The sequence below is a fragment of the Streptomyces sp. NPDC043861 genome (assembly GCF_056435905.1).
The window spans coordinates 128,611-153,096 of the sequence record NZ_JBWKDP010000014.1 but is presented as its reverse complement, the minus strand read 5'-3'; the positions used below and the strand labels follow the sequence as shown (position 1 = coordinate 153,096).

The window sequence follows — 24,486 nt, the reverse complement described above, 5'->3', positions numbered from 1 at the left end:
TGCACCACCCGGCGCATCGGAACCCGAAGCATGACCTCCGGAGGGAGGGACTTTGGCTCTTGGCCGGCGCCCCTCCCTCCGGCGCGCACCAGGGCCATGCCGTGGGGACCGGCATCGCGCCGGAGAGCGCGAAGAGAACGTTCCGGAGGTGAGGGCCTCCGGGATGACGACCGCCCGGCCCTGGAGGGGCCGGGCGGTCGTCTCGGACAGGAGGCCGGCGGGTCCGCCCGCAGCGGCAGTGCTCCTGGGCCGGTCCGGCGGCGAGCTGCGGCAGCTCCATGGGCCGTCGGTCCCCCGCGGGCATGGCCTGGCTTTCACGTAGGTGGAGCAGGTGGCACAGGTGGTTCAGACCTCGGCGGACCGAAGCTGGGACGACCTCGCGCCGGGGGCGATACGACCCCCTCCCACGCTTGCCGTGAGGGTCAACGGTCCAGCCGTCGGCTAACGGGAACGCAGGGCGGACTGCGTGACGTTCCTGAGGAACGGCACCACCGTCGCCGCCGTAGCCACCGCGAACACCCCGAAGGCGGGCCGTATGCCCCCGAGTTCGGCCAGCACGCCCACCAGGGCCGCGCCCAGCGGCATCGCGCCGAAGTTGAAGAGCCGGGCCGCCGCGCCGTAGCGGCCGAGCATCTCGTCGGGGACCATGCGCTGGGTGATGGTGCGGGAGTTGACCGTCCAGAGCGTGCCGCCCATGCCGCCGAGGAAGGCGCCGACTGCCACTGCCCAGATGTTGGTGGTCAGGGCGGGCAGCGCCACCATCGCCGCGGTGCCGATGAGGTCGGCGAACATCGCCCAGCGAGCGCCCAGCAGCCGGTTCGCCCAGGTAACGGTCACCGTGCCGGCCAGTCCGCCGATGCCGAGAGCGCTGAGCACGATGCCGTACTGCTGCGGCCCGAGCTCCATGGCTTGCTTGGCGTAGAGCGGCATGAGCGCCAGCCAGGCGCCCCAGACGGCGCCGAGCACCGCGACGACCAGCGACAACGTGCGCAGCACCTGGTCCCGCCAGAGGAATCGCAGCCCCTCGGCGATCCGGCTGTGCACGGGGACGGGAGCCGCGTCCTGGGTGGGCATGGCCGCCCGGAAGCGGCCCACCAGCAGGAGCAGGGAGAGGGCGGCGATGGCGTACGAGGCGCCTATCGCCCCGAGCGCGAGGCTCGTCCCGGCGGCGAGCAGCAGCCCGCCGACAAAAGGTCCGGCGAACTCCTGCCCCACTGTCTCTGCCCCCACCATCCAGGCGTTGGCGCGTTCCCGCCCCGCCTCCGGCACCGCGGCCGGCACCAGAGCGGAGGCGGAGGTCGAGGCCAGTACGTCGGCGACGCCGAGGATCCCCCCGGCAGTGAAGAGCTGGGTGAGGGAGATGCCGCCGGTCACGGCGGAGGCGGTGAGCCAGCCCATCGCAGCCAGCCGCATTCCGTTCGCGCCCCAGAGCAGCCGCCGCCGGTCGAAGCGGTCGACGAGGACGCCGATGTGCAGGGCGACAAGCAGCCAGGGCAGCGTGAGGGTCAGCGAGACGGCGGTGACCTGGGCGGGAGAGCCGGTGAGCTGGGCGGCGAGCAGCGGGAGGGCCATCTTCATCACGCCGTCGGCGAGGTTGGTCGCGGCGGTGAAGCCGACCAGGATCGCGGTGTTGCGGCGACGAGGGTCCGGCCGGTGCCCGCCCAGCGGCAGGGAGCCAGGGTTTCCCTCGGTCTGCGTCCGCTCGGGCACCGTGGTGACCATGATCTTCTCTCCTAACCGGCTAACGCTTTAACTGGTGAGATCACTTTGGCATGCGCGCCACCGCATCCCCAACCGGTAAAGCGTTTAGGCGGTAGAATGGCGGTATCCCGTAGGAGGTGACCCGCAATGCTGGAGCCGTCGGCATCGGCCGTTCTGGTGGAGGCCTTCGCCAACACGGTCGACGTGGAAGAGGCGAGCGACGAGATCTCCACCCCGGCCGGGCTGACCGGCTGGCTGAAGAGCCGACGCCTGCTCGACGCGCCGGACGAGATCTCCGACGAGGTCCACGAGAGCTATACGGCTCTGCGTGCAGGCATCCGAGAGGAACTGGGCGCCCATGTCGGCGACACCCCGGACCCGCAACTGCTCGCCGCGGCGGACAGGGTGCTGGCCGAGCACCCGGTGCTGATCACGGCGCGCGGCGTCCTGGCCCCTGCGGCGGGACTGCCCGCGGAACGCCGGCCGCTGGCCGTGCTGGCGATCGCGTGGAGCGAGCTGGTCACGACGGGGGATGCCGCCCGGCTCAAGCGCTGCGCGGAGCACACCTGCGGGTGGGTGTTCTGGGATGTCTCGAAGAACCGCAGCCGCCGCTGGTGCTCGATGAAGGTGTGCGGGAACCGCAACAAGTCCCGGTCCTACGCCTCCAGGCAGCGGCAGGCGACCCAGTGATCCGGCCCTGAGGTTTCTCTTCGCCAGGTGAGTTGCTTCTGTCGCAGATCAAGGGCCTGGTCGCAGATCAGGGCCTCGTGCCGACAGGTGTGCTCGTTCGCGTCCGCTCGGGGTTCGCGGGCGGGGCAGCCCCGCCGCAGGAGCCCCGGTCGAGAGCGCAGAGCGCGACGAAGAGGGGCGCCGGCCCGCACCGAGGGGCAGAGCCGTACCGCAGTGGCCGCGCCTGGCCACCGACCGGCCAACGGTGGTCCGCCGGCAGGCCGGATACGACCGGCTCGAGGTCTGAATATGCCCCTTCCCGCGGGCGGTCGTTCCTCCTGCTTGGGCGGTCGGACTGGGTCCGGTCGGCCGTCCCGTGCCGCAGTGGGACGATCCGCTGCTCGCTGCTCATGGAGGGTGCGACCCCATGCCGCCTCCTTCGGCTGCGACGGCCCGTCACGATCAACCGGCCGGCAGCGCGAAGGCGCCTGGTCCTCGGCCGGCGACGCGAGGGTCGAAACAGCTCCGCGGCCAGTGCACCCAGCCGCCCGCGCGGGGGCCGTCGCGGCAACCCGCCAGGTCAGCAGCGCGCAGTGGTGGCGGATCCGGTCCGGCCCGGTGGCCGCCCGCTCACGGCACCGCCCGGCCGCGCCTGAGGCCGCTCCCGGGATGATGCCAAGGGCGGCCCGAGAGGGGATGCCGAGGGCCGGCGACACGTCACGAGAACGCGGCGCCCATCAGCTTCGCGAACTCTGCCGGGTCTGCGTCGAAGCCGCGGACACCTGTGCGCAGTTGCCATTCTCCCGCGGCGTCCCGCGTGAACTCCGCGATCGTCGCGGCGGTGGCGTCGGGCACGCTCGAGAGGTCGTCGCCGGCCAGCTCGACGGGGCCCTCGAGGATCCGCACGGCCGTGTTCGTGATCCGGGAGAAGGTCTTCTCGCCCCTGCGCTGCTGGATGACCACCCCCACCACGACGCGCGCGTATGCCTCGGCCAGGCGGTCGAGTTCCAGGGTCATGACCTCGTCGTCGCCGAAACCCTGACCGGTCCGGCTGTCCCTGTTGAGGGTGATGGTGCCGTCCGGGGATCGGCTGCCGAAGTGCACGAGATACGCGGGCTCCCCGTGCACGGCGTCCGCCGGGTAGGTTGCGGCGACGATGTCGAGGTCGACGGCCGGTTCGCCGATGGGGCTGGGATCCCATTTCAGCGTCACCTGGACCTTCCGGAGCCCCTTGCTGAGACTGCTCACCCTGCTTCCCTTCCTCGCGGGCCCGCCGTTACGGACGCCAACGCCCTTGTGGAAGGCCCATGTTGTCATGGGCGGGCACCGGCACCCCGAACACTTTCGGCCGTGTGGTCAGTGAGGGATGCGCCGGGGTGGGCGCTGCCGCGCGACGTCGTCCCGGAACACCGCGATCGCGCTGCTCACCTGGCGCATCAACTGTGTGTGCTCGATCTCTTCGAGATACAGACAACGCCGGGCCACGCCCTCCAGTTCGAAGGCGAAGTAGAGCGACATCAGGGGATTGATGAAGAGCTCGCTGCCGTGGGTACGCGAGGTGAACTGGACGTCACCGAAACCACCGCGGACCGCGGCGGCTATCGAGCCGTTCACGATGCTCGGGTGGTCGGGAGTGCCGGCCTGGGCATGAGCGACCGCGTCAAGGAAGAGAGCCCCTTCCTCGGTCGCACGGGAGACGGAGAAACTGCCGAGATACGAGCCGTCGCGCTCCAGGGCCGCGATGTTCTCCAGGACCAGTCCGTGGCTGACCCCGTGGTAGGCGTCCACACCGAAGCCGAGCGAGAGGACCAGACGTTCCGGCACGTCGAGTCCATGGAGGGCCGCGACGCTCGCCAGGTCCTCCTCCGGCGTGCCGAGCCCGGACTCGTCCCCCCGCATGAGGATGTCGGTGCCGCCGTCGACCAGGACGACCGCGTCGATGTCGTACCGCTCGATCAGTGCCCGGTAGGCGGCACGCAGCGGCTGGACCCCGACGCGTGCGAGGGCATGGACGGTGCTGGGGTAGCCGTGGAGGTCGAGCCACTGGGCGAGGGTGCGCTCCGGGAAGTACGTCTGGTGGAGCGACGTCGTCGGGGTGACGGCCGCGACGTCCGGGGCGAGCCACGAGTCGAGTGGCAGACCTTCCAGGGCGCTGAACGACAGGTTGGCGAGATGCACGTCCTTGCCCTGGTGGACCAGCGAGAGTGCCACCGGCAGCCCGGCGTAGATGTCGAATCCGCCGCCCGCACCGGTGACGAGAATGCGCTCGGCGGATCCAAGGCGTGCGAAAAGCGGGTTCAGATGAAGCGCGGTCATGACGATCATTCTGCGCTGTGCCGCGCAGCACCCGGTATCGCCTTCTCCCGGAGAGTGACCAGGGCCACGTTCCGGGCCGTACGATGGCGCGGTGCTGGTCAAGTGGATTCGCTGCACCGTCACGGACCGTCGAGGGTTCGAGCGGGGGCAGCGGAAGTGGGCGGGGCTGCTGGGTGAGCCGGGATTCCGGGGGCAGGGAGGAGGGTGGAGCCGGGGACGGCCCGGGGTGGCCCACATATTCGCGTTCTGGGAGACACGTGCCTTCTACGACTCCTTCATGGCACGCTCGCACGACCGGCTGGCGGCCGCGCAGTCGGGCACGTTCAGAGACGTTCAGGTCAAGCTCTTCGACCATCGCTTCGATGTGAAGACCGGCTTCGAGCCGCGCTTCACCGACGCCGATGTCGTACGTGTCGCGCACTGCAGGGTGCACGAGCACAGGGTCGAGCACTTCTCCCTGATGCAGGAGAAGGTGTGGAATCCGGCCATGGCGGGATCGCCAGGGATGGTCCGCGGTCTTTTCGGTGAGGCGCCCGGGAACGAGTTCCTGGTGTTGTCCATGTGGCAGTCCGCTGCGGAACACGGCAAGTACCGCGTGGAGCGGGTCGAACGCCTTTCGTTGCGCGCGCAGACGGAGGCGGACGTCGCCGCACTCGCCGGGGACGTCGTCCAGCTCGAACACGCCTGGACGGTGTGATCGCCCGCGGCCGTGCCGCTGCGGACCGGCAGCCCCACCCGGGGCGGTCGGGACATCGGCCCGCCTTCGCCCTAGGTTTGTCGTATGGCACGACCGCGGCGCATTGTTCTCGTCCGGCACGGCGAGTCGGAGGGAAACGCCGACGACTCGGTGTACGAGCGTGAGCCGGACCATGCCCTGCGGCTCACCGAGCGCGGATGGCGCCAGGCGGAGGAGGCCGGGGAGCGTCTGCGTGAGCTGTTCGGGCGGGAACAGGTCAGTGTCTACGTCTCGCCGTACCGCCGTACCCATCAGACCTACAAGGCCTTCCGTCTGGACCCGGCCCTCACCCGCGTCAGGGAGGAGCCGAGACTGCGCGAGCAGGACTGGGGAAACTGGCAGGACAGGGACGATGTACGGCTGCAGAAGGCGTACCGGGATGCGTACGGGCACTTCTTCTACCGCCTGCCGCAGGGCGAGTCGGGTGCCGATGTGTACGACAGGGTGGGGGCGTTCCTGGAGAGCCTCTACCGGAGCTTCGAGGCCCCGGACCACCCGCCCAACGTGCTGCTCGTCACCCATGGGCTGACCATGCGGTTGTTCTGCATGCGCTGGTTCCACTGGACGGTGGCCGAGTTCGAGTCGCTCTCGAACCCGGGCAACGGCGAGAGCCGGATGCTCCTGCTCGGCGAGGACGGGCGGTACACACTGGACCGGCCGTTCGAGCACTGGCGTACAGCGGAGTGGTACGGCATCACCGGATAGAGTGGCCGTGCGATGACCGCTGATTCCTCTCCTGCTTCGCCCGACTCCGTCGACCGGCGCTTCGACCGCGCCCTGGCCAGCCTGCGTGGGCTGTCCGTGGGAGACGCCCTCGGCTCCCAGTTCTTCGTGCCCGCGAATTATCCGCTGCTCAAGCGGCGCGAGCTGCCGTCCGGCCCCTGGCAGTGGACCGACGACACCGAGATGGCGTGCTCCGTGCTCGCCGTGCTCGCCGGCCACGGCCGGATCGATCAGGACGCGTTGGCCCGCTCGTTCGCCGAGCGCCATGACTTCGACCGCGGCTACGGTCCCGCCGTGAACCGGATGCTCCGGCTGATCCGGGAGGGCGGCGACTGGCGTGAACTCGCCTCCTCGTTGTTCAACGGACAGGGCTCGTGGGGCAATGGTGCGGCGATGCGGATCGCTCCGCTCGGCGCCTGGTACGCAGATGATCCGGAGCAGGCCACGCACCAGGCCGAGATCTCGTCGTACACGACGCACCAGCATCGCGAAGCCGTGGTGGGCAGCATGGCCGTTGCGGCCGCCGCCGCGCTGGTCGCCTCCCCGGACGGGCCGCCCACGCCGACCGAACTGCTCGACGGTGTGGTTGCGCTCGTGCCGCGCAGCGCGGTAGGGGCGGGACTGCGCAGGGCGCGGGACATGCTCGACTACGGTGACGCCGGGACGGTCGCCGCGGTGCTCGGCAGCGGGCGGCGCACGAGTGCGCACGACACCGTGCCGTTCGCGCTGTGGTCGGCCGCGCGGGCGCTCGGTGACTTCGAGCAGGCGTTCTGGACGACCGCGCAGGTGGGCGGGGACGTGGACACGACCTGTGCGATCGCCGGGGGAGTGGTCGCCGCGGCGGTGTCCGGGGCCCCACCGGTGAGCTGGCTGGATCGGACCGAGTCACTGCCCGGGTGGCTGCCGACCCGAGTCGGCTGAACCCCTGAGTCGGCGGAACGCCACAGTGGGCGGCCGAACGCCGGAGTGGGCTGTGCACATGACTGCACTCGGCCGGGTCCGAGCTGCACTCGGCCGGGTCCGACTGTCACGGTCCTGCCACAGGGCAGCCTCGGACGACCGTGCAGGTCCATCGAGGGCTACCCTTTCGGCCACGCCGCCGCATTGATCATGACGGGCGTGCGGCGATGAGACGCCGGGTCCTTTCCGCTGCCGTGTGGCCGCACGGGATCCGTTGGGGGAGGGGGTCCCGTGTCAGACGTACCGTCCACACCACCCGGCTCGGAGCCGGAACCGAGCCCGGGCAACGACTCGGGACCGGCCGAGGAGCAGCGCCGTCGCAGGGCTTCGCAGCACGACCAGGATCAGGACCGGGACCAGGACCGGAGGACGGGCGGGACCGAGGACCGACTTCCCGAGCCCGGCCGAATACCCGATCAGGACCGAAGACCGGATCAGAAGCGGGGCCCGGCCATGGAGTCGGGCGCGGAGCCCGGCGAGGCGACGGCCCCTGGGGAGCAACGGCAGGGGCAGTCGGGGTCCCGGCCGGACGTCACCGACGCATCGTCGGAGCCATCGGCCTCCACGCCGCGCATCCCAGGTTCCGCGCCGGACGCCTCCACCACGGGGCAGCAGCCGTCCCCGTCACCGTCATCGGGAGCGGTGCCCGGGTCCCCTCCGGGCCGGGTGTCTCCGGCTCCGTGGTCACAACAGGGCCGGCCCTGGCCCCCGCCGCCGGCGCGGACCGCCGAACCCCCGCTCGCCCGGATACGTCCCGGGCCGCCCGCACCCGTGCGCGTCGCCACGCTCTGGTGCTCCCTGGCCACCGCGCTGCTGAGTGCACTGCTGCTGGGCGACGGGCTGGGGATCAATCTGCTGATCGTGGCCGTGCCGGCCGCCCTCGCCGCGTTCTTCGCCGCTCGGTCCGCCGGTCGCCGTATCCGCGGCTGGACGGCCGCCTGGGCTGCCGGTGCCCTGGGCCTGCTGGCCGTGCCCGCGCTCCGTGACGCGAGCTGGCCGACCTTCCTGGCCGTCGTGTCCGCGCTGGCGCTCGGCTCGCTCGCTCTGCACGGCGGCCGTACCTGGCCGGGCGTGCTGTTCGGGTCCGTCGGTGTCTTCGACTCGCTCGTCACGGGACCGGCGTGGGGCTGGCGGGGGCTGCGTGAACGGGCAGGCGGTTCACGCGATCGCTGGGCGCCTGCGGCCCGGACGATCGCGGTCGCAGTGCTTCTGCTCGTGGTGTTCGGAGCGCTGTTCGCCGGCGCCGATGCAGCTTTCGCCGATCTCCTCGGCGAGCTGATACCCGACGTCTCGTTCGTCGACGGCCCGTGGCGCTTCTTCCTCTTCCTCCTCGGCCTCGCCGGGGCGCTCGCCGCGGCACGCACCGCGGCGGCGCCACTCCGCTGGGACCGCCTCGCCAAGGGGCGGGGAAAGCCGAGGGGCAGGTTCGAGTGGGCACTGCCGCTCGTCGTGCTCAACCTGCTCTTCGCCGCGTTCATCGCGGTCCAGCTCGCCGTCCTCTTCGGGGGGTACGACAAGGTTCTGGGCGAGACGGGGCTGACCTACGCCGAATACGCACGGCAGGGCTTCTGGCAGTTGCTCTGGGCCACTCTGCTCACGCTGCTCGTCATCGGGCTGGCCCTGCACTGGGCGCCGCGCGGCGGGGCCCGGGACCGCAGCCTGGTGCGGGCGGTGCTCGGCACGCTGTGCGTGCTCACCCTGGTCGTCGTGGCGGCCGCCCTGCGCAGGATGGATCTCTACGTCGATGCATACGGGCTGACGAGGCTGCGCGTGTCCGTCGCCGCGATGGAACTGTGGCTCGGGCTGGTGATCGTACTGATCATCGCCTCGGGGCTGTTCGGCAGCCGCTGGCTGCCCCGCGCCGTTGTGGCGAGTGGCGCGGCCGCTGTGCTGGCCTTCGGAGTCGCCTCCCCGGATGCGCTGATCGCCGAGCGGAACGTACAGCGTTACGAGCAGACCGGAAAGATCGACACCGGGTATCTGCGCGATCTCTCGGCGGACGCCGTACCCGCCCTCGACCAGCTGCCGGAGCCTGTCCGTTCGTGCGCGTTGAGGGAGATCGCACGCGATCTCGAGGACGCGGGCAACCCGTGGTACGTGACCAGTTGGGGCGAGGCGCGGGCCCGGTCGATCCTGGACGCGCGGCCCCCGGTCATGGACCGGGCGGCCTGCCCGGACGAACACGACGGACGGTTCGGCGGGGACCCCGACGACTACGACGCGGACTTCTACGACCCGGAGGATCCCGGCGACTACGACCCGGGCATGGGCATGGACTGAGAAAATGCGGCGCGGTGTGCGGTTCCGTCCCCCCGTGGGACGGAACCGCACACCGCCGTACGAGGGCGTCCGCTACGCGGCCGGCGGACCCGCCGCGCCTGCCGTGCCGCTCAGCGCCTCCAGGTCGCTCTTGCGGACGCGCACCACCAGCAGTGCCGTGACCAGCGCCAGAACCACCATCCCCACCGCTGCCACGAACGACGTCGAGATGCCCTCGGTCAGCACTTCGTGCCCCCAGGGGGCGGGCAGCTCCCGTGTCGTGGCGAAATCCGCCTGCTGCTGCGGCGTCGAGTGCGCGAGGAACGACGGGACCTGCTTCTCGGCTTCGCCCCGGCTCGCGGTGCCGAACACGGTGACGAGGATGGAGAGCCCCAGGGAGCCGCCCACCTGCTGCATCGCATTGAGCAGCCCTGATGCCGCACCTGCCTCGTGCGGCGCGACGCCCGAGACGGCGGTCAGCGTCAGGGTCACGAAGTTGAGCCCCATGCCGAAACCGAAGAGGACCATCGGGCCGAGAACCCCGCTGACGTACGAGCTGTCCCGGCCGATCATGGTCAGCCAGAGGAGGCCGGCACCGGTGATCGCGGAACCCGTGACCATGAACGGCTTGGGACCGAGTACCGGCAGCAGCCGCTGAGACAGCCCGGCTCCGGTGATGATCGCGGCTGTCACCGGAAGGAATGCCAGGCCTGCCTGGATCGGGCTGTAGCCGAGCACGTTCTGGACGAACAGCACGATGAAGAAGAACATCCCGAACATCGCCGCGGCCAGGCTCAGCATGATCAGGTAACTGCCGGACCGGTTCCGGTCGGCGAACATCCTGAGCGGAGTGATCGGCTCCCGGGCCCGTGACTCGACGACCGCGAATGCGGCGAGCAGCAGCACCGCCGCGCCGAAGGATCCGAGTGTGAGCGAATCCCGCCAGCCCTCCTCCGAGGCCCGGATGAAGCCGTAGACCAGCGAGGCCATTCCTGCCGTCGAGGTCAGTGCGCCTGCTATGTCGAAACGGCCGGGATGGCGCTCCGACTCATTGATGTACAGCGGGGCGAGGAACGCGATCAGGATGCCGATCGGTACGTTGACGAAGAGCACCCAGCGCCAGTCGAGCCACTCGGTGAGCATGCCGCCCGCCAGCAGTCCGATCGCGCCACCGCCCGCCGACACCGCGGCGAAGACCCCGAAGGCCCGGTTGCGTTCCGGCCCTTCGGGGAACGTCGTCGTGATCAGGGCGAGCGACGTGGGTGACGCGATGGCGCCGCCGACTCCCTGGAGCGCCCGCGCGGCGAGCAACTGCCATGGCTCCTGCGCGAATCCGCCGAGCAGCGATGCAAGGGTGAAGACCAGGATGCCGGTCATGAACACCCGTCGACGGCCCAGGATGTCGCCCGCCCGGCCGCCGAGCAGCAGCAGCCCGCCGAACGTCAGCGTATAGGCGCTGAGCACCCATGACAGATCGGTGGTGGAGAAGCTGAGCGCATCCTGGATGTGCGGAAGCGCGATGTTCACAATCGTCGCGTCGAGTACCACCATGAGCTGGCAGGCGGCGATGACGGCCAGGGCGACCCCCGGACGCCCTTCTCTGCGGGCAGCGCCGGGCGCACGCTGTGTTTCTAATTGAGAGGTTGTCACTATGGTCCCCCCACACATGAATTAGTGAACGAGTCCGTTCACTGTGTCGTTCACGGTAGTGAGTCCCCAACAGGGAACGCAAGCGTTCACTGGAGCTACCGCACTGCTGCGATGGAGAGTTGTCGATGGTTACTTCGCGATCTGTGGCCACCGCTCGGCCGCAGTCGGCGTCCCCGCGCCGCCGCGGACCCGTGCTGGAGCAGGCGATCCTCGACGCCGCGCTCGATCAGCTGAGCACGGTCGGCTGGAGCGGGCTCACCATGGAGGGCGTCGCTGCCGGCGCCCAGACCGGTAAGGCTGCGGTGTACCGCCGCTGGCCGTCCAAGGAGGACCTGGTCGCGGACGCCCTTCGGGCGGGACTTCCCAGCCTCGGCGACGCGCCGGATCACGGCAGCGTTCGTGAGGACCTCTATCAGCTCTGCCGGCGTATGCGTGCGGCCATGTACTCGAAACCCGGATGTGCGCTCCGCTCGGTACTTCACGAATGCGATTCTCCTGTCGCCGAACGCTTCCATGCCCTGATCCTCACCGGGGTCATCGAGCCCTCGAACCGGCTCTTTCGGGAAGTCGTGCACCGGGGAATCAGGCGCGGTGACGTCCGTTCCGACGCCACAGGAAGCATGGTGTTCGATGTGATTCCGGCGATGATGATGTACCGCTCGAAGGTGTGCGGAAGTGAATGGATGGATGCGGACATCGCCGAGATGATCGATCAGATCATGGTGCCCCTGTTGCGTCCGCGGGCCGTCTGAACCGGGATCCGTGGATGTCCGCCCCCGCACTCGCGGGAACCGTGTCGACTCCCGGTCCGCTGCCCCGAACTCGTCTCTCCGGGGCGGCCTGTCCCATGGCAGCACTCAAGATCGGGATCCCGGGGTGTTGTGGCCAGCCCGGGCGGCGTACCCTGTCTGGCGCCATGCCGTACGAACCACCCACCCATACCGTCGAGCGCTCGCTCCGGGCCACCACCGGCGCCAAGATCATCGCGGGAGTCGATGAGGTCGGGCGCGGAGCCTGGGCCGGGCCGGTCACGGTGTGTGCCGCCGTCACCGGACTGCGCAGAGCCCCTGCCGGACTCACCGACTCCAAGCTGATCAGCCCCAAGCGCCGTACGGAGCTGGCCGATCAGCTGGAGGACTGGGTGACGTCGCACGCCCTCGGGCACGCGTCCCCGCAGGAGATCGACGATCTCGGCATGACCGCGGCACTACGGCTGGCAGCCGTGCGCGCCCTGGATGCGCTGCCGGTGCGACCCGACGCGGTCATCCTCGACGGCAAGCACGACTACCTGGGTCTGCCCTGGCGTGTCCGTACGGTCATCAAGGGCGACCGCTCCTGCGTCGCCGTGGCGGCCGCCTCGGTGATCGCCAAGGTGCGCAGGGACGCGTTGATGGCGGAGTTGGGGGTGGAGCCGGTGTGCGAGCCGTTCGGGTTCGCCGAGAACGCCGGCTACCCCTCGCCCGTCCACAAGGCGGCCTTGCAAGAGCTCGGGCCCACGCCGTACCACCGGCTGTCCTGGGCCTTCCTCGACGGGCTGCCACAATGGCGGCACCTCAAGAAGGTCAGGATTCCCGCGGGGGCGGCCATGCTGGAGAGCGGGGGCCAACTCGGCTTCGACTTCTGATCCGCCCGGTCGACCGACCGTCGTGCGAACCGGCTGACCAGTCCGGTCGTACTTATGTGCCCACCCGCCGATGCCAGGCGCACCGGCGTTTGATAGATATCCACTCATGCCTCTCATCCCCGAGGAGCCTCAGATTCACGAGAGTGCCCAGGGTCCCCGCGTTACCCCGGCCGCAGGCCGCACCGCGCCGACCCCCCATCCCGTACCCGGTCCGCGTACCGCGGCCGCACCCCGTCCCGGACGCCCGGGCCCCGGCCCGGCCCGGCCCACCCCGCCCTCGCAGCGCACCCACAGCACTGCCGGGCAGGCCTCCGCACCACGGCCGGAGAATCGTTCCGGACCGCAGATCCAGCTGATCCCGGCCCCGGCCGACGGTGCCCTCGACGCCGCCGGCGAGGCTGTCGACCTGCTGCTCGACTCCGGACGGGCGCCCGGCGACATCCTGGTGCTCACTACGGGTGAACAGCACCCGTGGGCCGCGCACGAACTGTCCTTCGGCGAGACGGCCTACTGGGCGCAGCACGACGCCGGTGACGACGTGTTCTACGCACACGCCGCGGCGGTGGACCGTGCGTCCGCCCGGCCCGTGGTCGTCGTCGCCGTCGATGGCGGCAGCGAGGACGATGCCGCCCGGGCCCTGCCCCTCGCCATGGGCCGTGCGGGAGCACTCCTCATCGTGTGCGGCGACCCGCAGCGCATCAACGCCCTGCTCGGCGCGGGCGTCTGATACCTGCGCCGTGCCGCTCCATGACGCCGCCCGCGCCCTTGCGTGGTGCGGTCGGCGGGCCAGGTCGGCCGTGCACCCTGCGGCCGGTCCGTTCGACGTGCTCCGACGGGGGAAGGGGCGGACCGGGCGGTGGGGGGTTCCATGGCGGAGCCCTTCGTGCGGGACGTCGTGCAGACGCGGTCAGCGGGCGGCCGTGCGCCGGAGTATCTCCGCGGCTCCGCTCGCGGTGCGCAGCGGCAGAGTTCCCGTTTCAGCCACGAGGTCGCCGAAACCGCCCGGCCGGGACTCTGAGTTGGGCCGACGGCCGCCCCGCCCTTCACCGAGCACCTGCCACCCGCCGCGCGTCAGCGTGATGTACGCGCCACAGCGCAGCCCGTGCAGAGTGCAGGCGTCCCGCAGGCCCCACATCCACGCTCCGTCCTCTTCCGTCCAGCGTTCGTCGCCGTCACGGCAGTAGAGCAGCACGGCGGTACGGATCGGAGTGCGGCGGCGCAGGTCGTGGGGGATCACCCGGCGCAGCTGCGCCAGGAGGGCGTTGCGGAATTCCCAGCCGTCGGCGGACACGGCTCGCCGGACGAACGAGGCGCTGGCCGCGATCCGTTCGTCATGGTCGAGCACGGCGACAACCGCTGTCGACGGGGTCGGCCGGTGCCGTGAGTGCAGGCCGCCTACGACCTCACGGGGGTTGCGCAGCAGAGGTATTCCGGCTGCTGTCCACTCGGCGGGTTCCAGCATCCTTGCCAGGCGGCTGGCGGAGTCGGCCGATCCATTGATCGAAGTGGCTGCGGACGAAGCGAATCCGAAGGTCACGTTCCTCCCTTCGCATACGCGCCCACAGTGCGGGCAGGGTTCGGTGAGGCGCACCGCGGCACAGCCCTTGATGACCGCGAATTGGCCGTGCGGGGGGCGTATCCAATTCTTGCGGGCCTGCGGGCAGGCGGCAACGAGCAATTGAGCCCGCTGACTGGAATAGGCAGGTTTGGCGCTCATATCCCTGCCCAATCGGGCCCACTGTCACGCACTCTTCATGCCGACACGGCAAGTACCAGCGGAAACACTCCCTCGGCTCCGGCTCGGAGCAGCAGCCGCGAAGCGATGGCCAGGGTCCAGCCGCTGTCCGAGAGATCGTCGACGAGCAGCACGGGTCCTCCGGCTGTCCCGACTGCCTGAGCCAGCTCCGCCGGGACGGTGAGTGCCTCATGCAGACCGCGTACCCGCTGGGCGCTGTTGGTTCGCGAGATATGAGCCTCCTCCGACCCGGGTGCGTACTGAATCGTGCCCAGCAGTGGCATACGGCCGACCTCGGCAATTCCGGACCCGAGCGAGGCGACGAGCCGGGGCCTGCTCCGCGAGGCGACGGTCACCACTCCCACAGGACGGGACGGCGCGTCGGCGGCTCCTGACGACCAACCACCCGGACCCCTTGCCCAATCGGCCAGCACACTCACCACGGCGTTCACCACATCGGCCGGAACCTGTTCGTCAGGAGAGCCGGTGGAAAGCATCGGACGGAGACGATTTCCCCAACCGATGTCGGACAGCCTCCCCAGTGCCCGTCCGGTGAAGGACTGTTCCCCGAGCGGGATACGGCCCTTCAGTTCGATACCCACGGCCGTCAGTCCGGTCGGCCACATCTTGCGCGGCTCCACCTCCACACCGGGCCGGCCCAGTTCGCCGCGTGCCGCATCCAGTGCTGCGGCCGACACCCCGGCGTCGAAGCGGGCTCCCGCACAGTTGTCACAACGGCCGCACGGGGCGGCCTCCTCGTCGTCGAGCTGCCGCCGCAGGAACTCCATCCGGCAACTGACCGCCGAGGCGTAGTCGCGCATCGCCTGCTGTTCGGCTTCGCGCTGCCGTGCGACCCAGGCGTACCGCTCGGAGTCGTACACCCAGGGCTCGCCCGTCGAGGTCCAGCCGCCCTTCACCCTGCGCACCGCGCCGTCCACGTCAAGAACCTTGAGCATGGCTTCCAGACGCGTGCGCCGAAGCTCGACCAGGGGCTCCAGCGCGGGCAGTGAGAGGGGCCTGCCCGCCTGCGCCAGCACATCCAGAGTGCGGCGTACCAGCTCCTCCGGCGGGAAGGCGACCGAGGCGAAGTACTGCCAGATGGCCTCGTCCTCCTTTCCGGGCAGCAGCAGCACCTCGGCGTGCTTCACGCCTCGGCCTGCCCGGCCCACCTGCTGGTAGTAGGCGATGGGGGAGGACGGCGAGCCGAGATGGACGACGAATCCGAGGTCGGGCTTGTCGAACCCCATGCCCAGCGCGGAGGTCGCGACCAGGGCCTTCACGCGGTTGGCGAGCAGATCGTCCTCGGCCTGCTGCCGGTCCGCGTTCTCGGTGCGGCCCGTGTACGAAGCGACCTGGTGTCCGCAGTGCCGGAGATACGCCGTGACCTCTTCGGCCGCCGCGACCGTCAGGGTGTAGATGATCCCGGAGCCCGGCAGGTCGCCGAGGTGATCGGCCAGCCACGCCAGGCGGTGGGCGGCATCGGGCAGCGGAAGCACACTCAGGCTGAGACTTTCCCGGTCGAGCGGCCCGCGCAGCACCAGGGCATCGGTGCCCGCACCTGTCCCGAGCTGCTCCGCGACATCCGCGGTCACGCGTGCGTTGGCGGTGGCGGTCGTGGCGAGCACCGGAACACCCGGGGGCAGGTCGGCCAGCATCGTCCGCAGGCGCCGGTAGTCGGGCCGGAAGTCGTGGCCCCAGTCGGAGATGCAGTGCGCCTCGTCGACGACCAGCAGACCGGTGGCGGCGGCGAGCTTGGGAAGCACCTGGTCGCGGAAGTCCGGGTTGTTGAGCCGCTCAGGACTGACCAGCAGCACGTCGACCTCGCCGCCGGTGATCTCGGCATGGACGGTGTCCCACTCCTCCGTGTTGGACGAATTGATCGTCCGGGCCCGGATTCCTGCGCGGGCGGCGGCCTCCACCTGATTGCGCATGAGCGCGAGCAGCGGCGAGACGATCACCGTGGGTCCGCTGCCCCGCTCACGCAGCAGCGAGGTCGCGACGAAATAGACCGCGGACTTGCCCCAGCCGGTCCGCTGCACGACCAGCGCCCGGCGCTTGTCGGCGACGAGCGCCTCGATGGCCCGCCACTGGTCCTCCCGCAGTCCGGCGGCTCCGGTGGAGTCGCCGACGAGGCGTGCGAGGACGGCATCGGCCGAGGCCCTGAGGTCTGCGCGGTCTGCGTTGGTCATGCCCCCATGCAACCCGATGGCACGGACATCGCGCGAACGAGGCGGCCAGGCCTGTGGACAACGTTATCCACAGGCCTGGCGGCGGTGGCTTGATCACGGGACCGTCGAGGCATGCGAGACAGCAACGAGCACAACACGTCACATGAACCCGACGAGTCCGACCGTCAGGCCGACGGTCCCGATGGTTCGGTCGGCGCGGCGCACGGCCAGCCGGAGATCTCCCACGGCCGGGCGGACGAGTTTCCCGCACGGGTGGATGATGCTCACGCCCGGAGCGACGAGCCACTCGACCGGGCCGATGGGCCCCATGGCCGTGCGGACGAGCCGTCCATCACCCTGCGCGGGCCGGCCGAGCTCGCCGACGCCTTGCCGTATCTGATGGGCTTTCATCCGACCGATTCCGTCGTCATGGTCGCGTTGCACGGTCCGCGCGGCCGCTTCGGCGGGAGGCTCAGGGTGGGCATTCCCGCTGCGCAGCGGGAGTGGCTGCCGGTGGCGGAGCAGCTGGCGGAATGTCTTGTCGAGGCAGGCGAGCGGCGCGGAGCCCGTCCGGACGGCATTGTGGTCTTCCTCTGCCAGGACCCGGGAGAGGACGAGACGAGCCTCATGGTGATGGAGCGCCTGCGGCCGCTGGCGCAGTGGCTCAGGACGGCCTGCGGCTCATTCGACGTTCCGGTGTACGAGGCGTTGTGCATCTCCGACGGCCGCTTCTGGTCCTACTGCTGCCCGGATTCCCGATGCTGCCCCGTGGAGGGGACCGTGCTGGCGATGCAGGGCACGTCCGTGATGGCTGCTGCGGCCGCCTATGCGGGGATCCAGGTCAGGGGATCGCTGCGGGACATGGAGGCCCGGCTGGAGCCTCCGCGGGCATCCGTCATGACCGAGCAGATGCGGGCTCTTGACGGAGCGGCCTCGGGGTTGGTTTCCAGGATTCTGGATCAGAAGGGCCGCGAGCAAGTTGGCTCGGAAACGCTCGGGCTGGCCCGCCGACTGATGAAGCGGCTGGGGGAGCGGGCGCCCGGGGGCGCCGGTTGGCCGGAGGCGGACGCGGGGGACGACAGACTCATCTCGCACGACGAGGCAGCTGCCGTGATCCTCGGGCTGCAGGATCGGATCACCCGGGACCGGGCGGCGGCCTGGATGGAGGGGCCGGAGGCCGATCAGGCACTGCGCCTCTGGCGGGCGCTTTCCCGGCGCTGTGCCGGGGCCTATGCGGAGCACGCGGCCGCCCCGCTCGCGCTGGCCGGGTGGGTCTCCTGGTCGACGGGCGATGAACCTGGGGCGCGGGTCGCGCTGAGCCTGGCCCTGCGCGCCGATCCGGAGTACGTCTTCGCGCGGTTGCTCCACCAGGCGTGCAACGACGGGCTCGATCCGGAGGAACTGCGCCGCTGCCTGCGCGGGGAACGGAAAGCCTCGTCCACCGCTCCCGGCACCGGCGAAGCCATCGGCGTCGCCACGGCAGCTGCCACCGGTTCGGGTGGCACGGACACAACCGGCAAGCGCCACGTGCCACCGCGGTCCCGGCGGCGGACGGGGGCGAAGCAGTCGGCGGAGAAGAGCGCGAAGCCGGCGGAGAAGAGCGCAAAAAGGAGTGCGAAGAGGAAAGGCGAACCCGTCCCGCCCCGGCGTGGCCCCGGCCGGGGATCCGGCTGCGACCCAGGGGCCGCAGTCGGGCGGAACCGTACGCGGCCGCAGGGCGAAACGGGCCGGAGCGGTCCTGGAGCCGGGCGATGAGCACGCTGGCCCCCGGGGCAGCACTTCCCGTGGTGGTCGCCGGTGAGTCTCCTGCCCGACGGGCGGCCGGGCGGCCGGCCGATCGTGCAGCCACGCCTGCTCCGGCAGGCACCACCGCCCAGGCACCTTTCGGGCGCAGGTGCCCCCCCCGCGACAGCCCGTGCGGGTCCGGAGCCACGCCGGGACAATCTCTCGGGCTCCACGCCGCGGCAACCGTCGACGACTGCGGCCGGCGGATGCGGCGCACGCGCGGGGGCCGGAGCGAGCCGAGAAGTCGTCGTTCGGGATCACGAAGGGAGTGTTTATCGTCAGGAAGACGACTATGATCGCGTCATGTCTCCCTACGACCCGTCGGCTTTCCCGCCCTTTGCCGTCACCGTCGACCTGGTCGTGCTCACCGTACGCCGCCATGCGCTCTGCGCACTGGTCGTCCGTCGCGGAGAGCCGCCGTTCCAGGGGCGCTGGGCGCTGCCCGGGGGATTCGTCAGGGCCGACGAGGACCTTGCGGCGGCGGCGACGCGGGAGCTCGTCGAGGAGACCGGGCTCTGTGTGCACGACCCTGGTTCGCCCGAGCACGACAATGGTGCCCACCTGGAGCAGCTCGCCACCTACGGCGACCCGAAGCGAGACCCCCGTATGCGGGTGGTGAGCGTCGCCCACCTCGCGCTCTCCCCCGATCTGCCGGCGCCCCGCGCGGGTGGTGACGCGAACAGTGCCCGCTGGGCACCCGTCGAGTCGTTGCTGGACCCGGAGGGCGACGGACGCGAGAACGAGCCGCTCGCCTTCGACCATGCCCGGATTCTGGCGGACGGCGTGGAGCGAGCCAGGTCGAAGATCGAGTACTCCTCGCTGGCCACGGCGTTCTGTCCGCCGGAGTTCACGGTGGGCGAGCTGAGGCGGGTGTACGAAGCGGTGTGGGGCGTTGCGCTGGATCCGCGGAACTTCCACCGGAAGGTCACGGGCACTCCAGGCTTCCTGGTGCCGGTGGGCGGGACCACGACCCGCCAGGGCGGCCGCCCTGCTCAGCTGTTCCGGGCCGGCGGCGCGACTCTGCTCAACCCGCCCATGCTGCGGCCGGAGGTCTGACGAGACAGGCCCACGGCGAACGCCGACCGGAGTCAAGGGTCCGGCGGCGTCGTCCGACCCGGCTGCCGCACGGCCGGCCCGAGCAGGTCGAGCTCCGCGTGCGCACGGCGAGGACGTGCTGCACAGGACGTGCTGCACATACGCGAAAACTGGCTCCCGAAGTCGGTGAGTTGGCCATGCCGGATGGTCGGACCGGTTGGCCACCGAAGTCCTCGCCGAAGTCCTCGCGGTGAAATCCTCGCCTTCGGCGGCGTGCGATTGCGGCCGTGGTCGTCGTTCCGGTGACTCCCGTGCCACTGACGATGAAGAGGCCGGTCGGACATGGCACGGGTGGGGTCGTTGCGCGCCGATGGCCGGACCGCTTGCGCCGACCGCGCTGCGGCGACAGCAGCGGGCCCGGTGCGGCGTGAGATGCGTTGCCGTCGCCGCGCGAAACTGCAGGCGCCGCGTTTCACGGGGGCTGTGGATGCGGCCCAACCCATGCCCTCCGCAAGGACGTTGCCGCACTCTTCCGTCGTTCCGGGAAGCCTGTGCCACGTCTCCCGCGGCAGGGTCCTACGGCGGACAGGGCAGCGTGGAGGGCGGGAAACCGTCGCAACTCCCCGATGAACGACCGTTTCTTCCTGATAAGTCGTCAATTGTGGAGGGGGCGCTGATCACCCTTTCGTGTGCTTTTCACCAAAGACCTCAAGGGTCGTGGGAGCCGCGCCGACAAAGGATGCGTGAGTACCCTTGCGCACACCATGATGACCGCCGCCCGCCCCGCCGAGTCCGGCCTCGCCGGCCCGGGCGAACTCGACCGATACCCCTATCCGGAGGCGCCCGGCGCCGACCGTGCGGACCGTGTCGGCCCCCCCGCCTGGGACGCCGCGGACGGCGAGTTGGGCCGGGCGGCCGGCCGCCGAACTGCGGGCAGCCGGGGCCGCGGGCTCCACGGTCAACTCGTCCAGCAGCTGGGCCAGATGATCGTCTCCGGTGACCTCGGAGCCGACCGCCCGCTCGTACCCGAGGAGATCGGACAGCGCTTCGAGGTCTCCCGGACCGTGGTCCGGGAGTCGCTCCGCGTCCTCGAGGCCAAGGGCCTCGTCAGCGCCCGCCCGAACGTCGGCACCCGGGTCCGTCCGGTCAGCGACTGGAATCTGCTGGATCCCGACATCATCGAGTGGCGCGCCTTCGGTCCGCAGCGCGACGACCAGCGTCGTGAGCTCACCGAGCTCCGCTGGACGATCGAGCCGCTCGCCGCCCGCCTCGCCGCGGGCCACGGCAGGGAGGATGTGCAGCAGCGCCTCGGCGACATGGTCGAGATCATGAACCACGCCCTTACTCAGGGTGACGGAATCACCTTCACGCGGGCCGACGCCGAGTTCCACTCGCTCCTGATCCAGGTCGCCGGCAACCGCATGCTGGAGCACCTGTCCGGCATCGTCGGCGCCGCGCTTCAGGTGTCGGGCGGCCCGGCCTCGGGCTGCGACCGGCCTTCCGAGGTCTCCCTGGCGCACCACGCCAGGATCGTGGACGCCCTCGGCGCCGGCGACGCGAACAGCGCCGAGGCGGCCATGCGCCAACTCCTCACCGTCCACCCCGAGGTGGACCGCGTCGTTCCTGCTCCTCGCGAGCACTGACCGCAGGTACGGCCGGGGCGTCCCAGGACGTAACCCCATCGTGTGTCGCCGGACCCGCGGGTCCGGCGACACGATCGTGGTCGCGGTGTCATGAGCCGTAGGGCGGGGAAGGAATTCGCGGGAGCCTCTGTGGTGACTTCAGCGAGACGATTTTGGAGCGAACTTCCCCATTGGATGTTTTGTCGCAAATGAGGTGTGACTCGGGCCACGCGGATTGGGCGTAACACTCCTCGAAACAGTGCGATGACCTAAGAGGTGACAGCCGAGGAGGGAATACAGACGCCGTTCACGGCGCTGTGCAGCTCTGAGGTCCAGCCTGCGCCGTCGGTCACATCCCCAACCGGCGGTCGTCGGCTCCGGCCCGATCATGGGCGGGGCCGGAAGCCGTTTTCCATCGTTCCGAGAGGTTGTTCGTGTCGGCCAGCACATCCCGTACGCTCCCGCCGGAGATCGCCGAGTCCGAGTCTGTGATGGCGCTCATCGAGCGGGGAAAGGCTGATGGGCAGATCGCCGGCGATGACGTGCGTCGGGCCTTCGAGGCTGACCAGATTCCGCCAACCCAGTGGAAGAATGTTCTGCGCAGCCTCAATCAGATCCTCGAGGAAGAGGGTGTGACGCTGATGGTCAGTGCCGCGGAGTCGCCGAAGCGCACCCGCAAGAGCGTCGCAGCGAAGAGCCCGGCCAAGCGCACCGCTACCAAGACCGTCGCGGCCAAGACGACCACGGCGAAGACCGTCGCGGCCACCGCGGCAACGGCGGCAGAGACCGTGGAGGCCTCGGCCGACGAGACCGTGGCGCCCGCGAAGAAGGCGGCTGCGAAGAAGGTCGCGGCCAAGAAGACGACGGCGAAGAAGACCGCCGCCAAGAAGACGACGGCGAAGAAGACCGCCACCAAGAAGGACAGCGACGAGCTGCTCGAAGGCGAAGAGACGCTCGAGGAGGCGCAGCCCGGCAAGGGCGGCGCCGACGAGCCCGAGGGTGCCGAGAGCGCGGGCTTCGTCCTGTCCGACGAGGACGAGGACGACGCCCCCGCGCAGCAGGTCGCCGCGGCCGGCGCCACTGCCGACCCGGTCAAGGACTACCTCAAGCAGATCGGCAAGGTCCCCCTGCTCAACGCCGAGCAGGAGGTCGAGCTCGCCAAGCGCATCGAGGCGGGTCTGTTCGCCGAGGACAAGCTGGCGAACTCCGACAAGCTCGCCCCGAAGCTCAAGCGCGAGCTGGAGATCATCGCCGAGGACGGGCGCCGGGCCAAGAACCACCTGCTGGAGGCCAACCTCCGCCTGGTCGTCTCGCTCGCCAAGCGCTACACCGGCCGCGGCATGCTCTTCCTGGACCTCATCCAGGAGGGCAACCTCGGTCTGATCCGCGCCGTCGAGAAGTTCGACTACACCAAGGGCTACAAGTTCTCCACGTATGCCACCTGGTGGATTCGTCAGGCGATCACCCGCGCCATGGCGGACCAGGCCCGCACCATCCGTATCCCGGTGCACATGGTCGAGGTCATCAACAAGCTCGCGCGTGTGCAGCGCCAGATGCTTCAGGACCTGGGCCGCGAGCCCACTCCGGAGGAGCTGGCCAAGGAACTCGACATGACCCCCGAGAAGGTCATCGAGGTCCAGAAGTACGGCCGCGAGCCGATCTCCCTCCACACCCCGCTGGGTGAGGACGGCGACAGCGAGTTCGGCGACCTGATCGAGGACTCCGAGGCGGTCGTTCCGGCGGACGCGGTCAGCTTCACGCTCCTCCAGGAGCAGCTGCACTCGGTGCTCGACACCCTGTCGGAGCGCGAGGCGGGCGTCGTTTCCATGCGTTTCGGCCTCACCGACGGCCAGCCGAAGACCCTCGACGAGATCGGCAAGGTCTACGGCGTGACGCGTGAGCGCATCCGTCAGATCGAGTCCAAGACGATGTCGAAGCTGCGTCACCCGTCCCGTTCGCAGGTGCTGCGCGACTACCTCGACTGAGTCGGCGGTGCACTGGCGATGGAGCGGACGGCAGGTCGTCCGCCCTTGCGCGGCCGAGGGCCCGGTTCCCCTGCGGGGGCCGGGCCCTCGGGCGTTGTGCAGCGGGTGCGGGCTGCCGTGGCCTGACTGACTCTGAGTGGACGGAATGTCACCGGAGAGTCAGGAGACGGTATGCGTCGCCCCATCGCCCGAACACTGGCAGGGCCACTGGCCCTGATGGCGGCAGCGGCCCTTGTGCCGTTCGCCCGACCGGCCCCGGCATCCGCCGACAGTGTGATCATCGGCGGCCGCCCCGTGCGGTCCGTGGACAGCCCGTGGGTCGTCGCCCTGTCCAGCCGTGACCGGTTCGGAGGTATGCGGGCCGGTCAGTTCTGCGGCGGTGCGGTCGTGGCGCCGACGAAGGTGCTCACGGCAGCCCACTGTCTCAGCCGTGAGGTGCTGGGTGCGGCCGTGAAGGACATCCGCGATCTGCGTGTCATCACGGGACGTGAGGAGCTGCTCGGTACGGGGGGTCAGGAGATCCCTGTGCGGGCGGTCCGGATCGCACCCACGTACAGCGCCCGTACGCACTCCGCCGATCTGGCCGTACTCACCCTGTCGAAGGCGCTCCCCGCGAATCATGTGATCGCCACCGCGGGCCGCGGTGACGCTGCGTACGCACCGGGCACCACTGCGGCGGTCTACGGCTGGGGTGACACGTCCGGGGCGGGCACCTATGCGTACGCGCTGCGTTCCGCGCAGGTGCGGGTCATGCCCGACACGGTGTGTGCCCGTGCCTATCCGGGCGGTGTGGGAGGCCGCTACGAACCTTCCACCATGCTCTGTGCAGGCGACGAGAAGGGCGGGCATGACGCGTGCCAGGGGGACAGCGGAGGTCCTCTGGTGGCCGGTGGACGGCTGATCGGGCTGGTTTCCTGGGGCAGCGGATGCGGCCGGGCGGACAGCCCAGGGGTGTACACCCGGGTCGCCACGGTGCTCCCATCGGTGGCCGGACGGCCCTGAAGTGCCGCCTCCCGGCCGTGGATCCGCCCGGTGACGCTGTATGACCGGGGGCCTGCAACCAGTACCGGCGGCCCCGCGACGACGCCCGCAGTTGCCCGCGTCGTCCGCACCGCGGACGGCGACGATGCGGCTGCTGCAGGTCATGAGAATGGGCGGCCGCCCCTCAGTGAGGGGCGGCCGCCCATCGGCCGGTCCGGGACCGGCCCTTGGCTCGTCGTCGGACGCGAAAGTCAGCGCTCGTCGTCACCGGTGTCGGCCGGTACGGCGGTCAGCCGCTCCGTCTCATCCTGTATCTCCACGGCGATCTTCTTGAGTTCCGGCTCGAACTTGCGCCCGTGATGGGCACAGAAGAGCAGTTCACCGCCGCTTGTCAGGACGACGCGCAGGTACGCCTGGGCGCCGCAGCGGTCGCAGCGGTCAGCGGCCGTCAGCGGGCTCGCGGGGGTCAGAACAGTAGTCACGTCGCCTCTTCTCTAGCTCGACGAGCTGTCGTACCAGGGTCAACATCCAACCAGG

The 24,486-nt window shown here is 70.3% G+C and carries 20 protein-coding genes; 13 read left to right on the top strand and 7 right to left on the bottom strand.

The features are described 5' to 3' along the window. Positions 1-441: 441 nt before the first annotated feature. Positions 442-1,725: an MFS transporter gene (locus AC068D_RS28055; protein WP_478825933.1), complete on the bottom strand. Its 1,284-nt coding sequence runs from the start codon at positions 1,723-1,725 to the stop codon at positions 442-444. A 123-nt stretch (positions 1,726-1,848) separates the two neighbouring features. On the opposite strand from AC068D_RS28055, the gene AC068D_RS28050 reads away from it, so the two are divergent. Next, entirely contained in the window at positions 1,849-2,391 is a 543-nt protein-coding gene (locus tag AC068D_RS28050; protein WP_478825875.1) for a CGNR zinc finger domain-containing protein, read from the top strand. Positions 2,392-3,087: 696 nt separating this feature from the next. On the opposite strand, the gene AC068D_RS28045 is transcribed toward AC068D_RS28050, so the two are convergent. Together AC068D_RS28045 and AC068D_RS28040 are read right to left on the bottom strand one after the other, a co-directional pair. After that, a complete protein-coding gene (locus AC068D_RS28045) occupies positions 3,088-3,618 on the bottom strand; it encodes a TerD family protein (RefSeq protein ID WP_478825874.1) in 531 nt (176 codons plus the stop codon). 108 nt (positions 3,619-3,726) lie between these two features. After that, positions 3,727-4,686: a DUF1152 domain-containing protein gene (locus AC068D_RS28040; protein WP_478825873.1), complete on the bottom strand. Its 960-nt coding sequence runs from the start codon at positions 4,684-4,686 to the stop codon at positions 3,727-3,729. 91 nt (positions 4,687-4,777) lie between these two features. Here AC068D_RS28040 and AC068D_RS28035 point away from each other — a divergent pair, with 91 nt between their 5' ends. The 4 genes from AC068D_RS28035 to AC068D_RS28020 all read left to right on the top strand — a co-directional run bounded on the left by AC068D_RS28035 (position 4,778) and on the right by AC068D_RS28020 (position 9,385). Continuing rightward, positions 4,778-5,383, top strand: coding sequence for a YdbC family protein (locus AC068D_RS28035; protein ID WP_478825872.1), 606 nt, complete (start codon positions 4,778-4,780; stop codon positions 5,381-5,383). 84 nt (positions 5,384-5,467) lie between these two features. After that, a complete protein-coding gene (locus tag AC068D_RS28030; protein WP_478825871.1) occupies positions 5,468-6,127 on the top strand; it encodes a histidine phosphatase family protein in 660 nt (219 codons plus the stop codon). A 12-nt stretch (positions 6,128-6,139) separates the two neighbouring features. Next, the gene (locus AC068D_RS28025) at positions 6,140-7,066 is read left to right on the top strand and encodes an ADP-ribosylglycohydrolase family protein (protein WP_478825870.1); all 927 of its coding nucleotides are present in this window, start codon (positions 6,140-6,142) and stop codon (positions 7,064-7,066) included. 492 nt (positions 7,067-7,558) lie between these two features. Further along, the gene (locus AC068D_RS28020) at positions 7,559-9,385 is read left to right on the top strand and encodes a DUF4153 domain-containing protein (protein WP_478825932.1); all 1,827 of its coding nucleotides are present in this window, start codon (positions 7,559-7,561) and stop codon (positions 9,383-9,385) included. Between the two features lie 72 nt (positions 9,386-9,457). On the opposite strand, the gene AC068D_RS28015 is transcribed toward AC068D_RS28020, so the two are convergent. Continuing rightward, entirely contained in the window at positions 9,458-11,014 is a 1,557-nt protein-coding gene (locus AC068D_RS28015) for an MFS transporter (RefSeq protein ID WP_478825869.1), read from the bottom strand. Positions 11,015-11,139: 125 nt separating this feature from the next. On the opposite strand from AC068D_RS28015, the gene AC068D_RS28010 reads away from it, so the two are divergent. The 3 genes from AC068D_RS28010 to AC068D_RS28000 all read left to right on the top strand — a co-directional run bounded on the left by AC068D_RS28010 (position 11,140) and on the right by AC068D_RS28000 (position 13,365). Further along, positions 11,140-11,766: a TetR/AcrR family transcriptional regulator gene (locus tag AC068D_RS28010; protein ID WP_478825868.1), complete on the top strand. Its 627-nt coding sequence runs from the start codon at positions 11,140-11,142 to the stop codon at positions 11,764-11,766. A gap of 164 nt (positions 11,767-11,930) precedes the next feature. Further along, entirely contained in the window at positions 11,931-12,638 is a 708-nt protein-coding gene (locus tag AC068D_RS28005; RefSeq protein WP_478825867.1) for a ribonuclease HII, read from the top strand. 106 nt (positions 12,639-12,744) lie between these two features. Further along, the gene (locus AC068D_RS28000; RefSeq protein ID WP_478825866.1) at positions 12,745-13,365 is read left to right on the top strand and encodes a hypothetical protein; all 621 of its coding nucleotides are present in this window, start codon (positions 12,745-12,747) and stop codon (positions 13,363-13,365) included. Positions 13,366-13,545: 180 nt separating this feature from the next. Here AC068D_RS28000 and AC068D_RS27995 read toward each other — a convergent pair whose 3' ends face one another. Together AC068D_RS27995 and AC068D_RS27990 are read right to left on the bottom strand one after the other, a co-directional pair. Further along, entirely contained in the window at positions 13,546-14,175 is a 630-nt protein-coding gene (locus AC068D_RS27995) for a hypothetical protein (RefSeq protein ID WP_478825865.1), read from the bottom strand. 215 nt (positions 14,176-14,390) lie between these two features. Continuing rightward, positions 14,391-16,562: a RecQ family ATP-dependent DNA helicase gene (locus tag AC068D_RS27990; protein ID WP_478825864.1), complete on the bottom strand. Its 2,172-nt coding sequence runs from the start codon at positions 16,560-16,562 to the stop codon at positions 14,391-14,393. A gap of 111 nt (positions 16,563-16,673) precedes the next feature. On the opposite strand from AC068D_RS27990, the gene AC068D_RS27985 reads away from it, so the two are divergent. The 5 genes from AC068D_RS27985 (at position 16,674) to AC068D_RS27965 (ending at position 23,970) form a co-directional block, all read left to right on the top strand. Then, positions 16,674-18,296, top strand: a complete 1,623-nt coding sequence (locus AC068D_RS27985) for a DUF4192 domain-containing protein (protein WP_478825863.1) — start codon at positions 16,674-16,676, stop codon at positions 18,294-18,296. A 333-nt stretch (positions 18,297-18,629) separates the two neighbouring features. Then, on the top strand, positions 18,630-19,382 hold the full coding sequence (locus AC068D_RS27980) for an NUDIX hydrolase (RefSeq protein WP_478825862.1): 753 nt from the start codon (positions 18,630-18,632) through the stop codon (positions 19,380-19,382). Positions 19,383-20,104: 722 nt separating this feature from the next. Continuing rightward, positions 20,105-21,004: a FadR/GntR family transcriptional regulator gene (locus AC068D_RS27975; protein ID WP_478825861.1), complete on the top strand. Its 900-nt coding sequence runs from the start codon at positions 20,105-20,107 to the stop codon at positions 21,002-21,004. Positions 21,005-21,417: 413 nt separating this feature from the next. Then, positions 21,418-22,968: an RNA polymerase sigma factor gene (locus tag AC068D_RS27970; RefSeq protein ID WP_478825860.1), complete on the top strand. Its 1,551-nt coding sequence runs from the start codon at positions 21,418-21,420 to the stop codon at positions 22,966-22,968. A 171-nt stretch (positions 22,969-23,139) separates the two neighbouring features. Then, a complete protein-coding gene (locus AC068D_RS27965; protein WP_478825859.1) occupies positions 23,140-23,970 on the top strand; it encodes a S1 family serine peptidase in 831 nt (276 codons plus the stop codon). Between the two features lie 230 nt (positions 23,971-24,200). Here AC068D_RS27965 and AC068D_RS27960 read toward each other — a convergent pair whose 3' ends face one another. After that, entirely contained in the window at positions 24,201-24,431 is a 231-nt protein-coding gene (locus tag AC068D_RS27960) for a DUF7455 domain-containing protein (RefSeq protein ID WP_478825858.1), read from the bottom strand. Between the last annotated feature and the right edge of the window lie 55 nt (positions 24,432-24,486).

Coding starts and splice junctions, on each gene's coding strand:
- AC068D_RS27965 (WP_478825859.1), top strand. CDS start 23,140: ATGCGTCGCCCCATCGCCCGAACACTGGCAGGGCCACTGGCCCTGATG.
- AC068D_RS27990 (WP_478825864.1), bottom strand. CDS start 16,562: ATGACCAACGCAGACCGCGCAGACCTCAGGGCCTCGGCCGATGCCGTC.
- AC068D_RS28030 (WP_478825871.1), top strand. CDS start 5,468: ATGGCACGACCGCGGCGCATTGTTCTCGTCCGGCACGGCGAGTCGGAG.
- AC068D_RS27980 (WP_478825862.1), top strand. CDS start 18,630: ATGTCTCCCTACGACCCGTCGGCTTTCCCGCCCTTTGCCGTCACCGTC.
- AC068D_RS28000 (WP_478825866.1), top strand. CDS start 12,745: ATGCCTCTCATCCCCGAGGAGCCTCAGATTCACGAGAGTGCCCAGGGT.
- AC068D_RS28025 (WP_478825870.1), top strand. CDS start 6,140: ATGACCGCTGATTCCTCTCCTGCTTCGCCCGACTCCGTCGACCGGCGC.
- AC068D_RS28010 (WP_478825868.1), top strand. CDS start 11,140: ATGGTTACTTCGCGATCTGTGGCCACCGCTCGGCCGCAGTCGGCGTCC.
- AC068D_RS28005 (WP_478825867.1), top strand. CDS start 11,931: ATGCCGTACGAACCACCCACCCATACCGTCGAGCGCTCGCTCCGGGCC.
- AC068D_RS28050 (WP_478825875.1), top strand. CDS start 1,849: ATGCTGGAGCCGTCGGCATCGGCCGTTCTGGTGGAGGCCTTCGCCAAC.
- AC068D_RS27985 (WP_478825863.1), top strand. CDS start 16,674: ATGCGAGACAGCAACGAGCACAACACGTCACATGAACCCGACGAGTCC.
- AC068D_RS28040 (WP_478825873.1), bottom strand. CDS start 4,686: ATGACCGCGCTTCATCTGAACCCGCTTTTCGCACGCCTTGGATCCGCC.
- AC068D_RS28020 (WP_478825932.1), top strand. CDS start 7,559: ATGGAGTCGGGCGCGGAGCCCGGCGAGGCGACGGCCCCTGGGGAGCAA.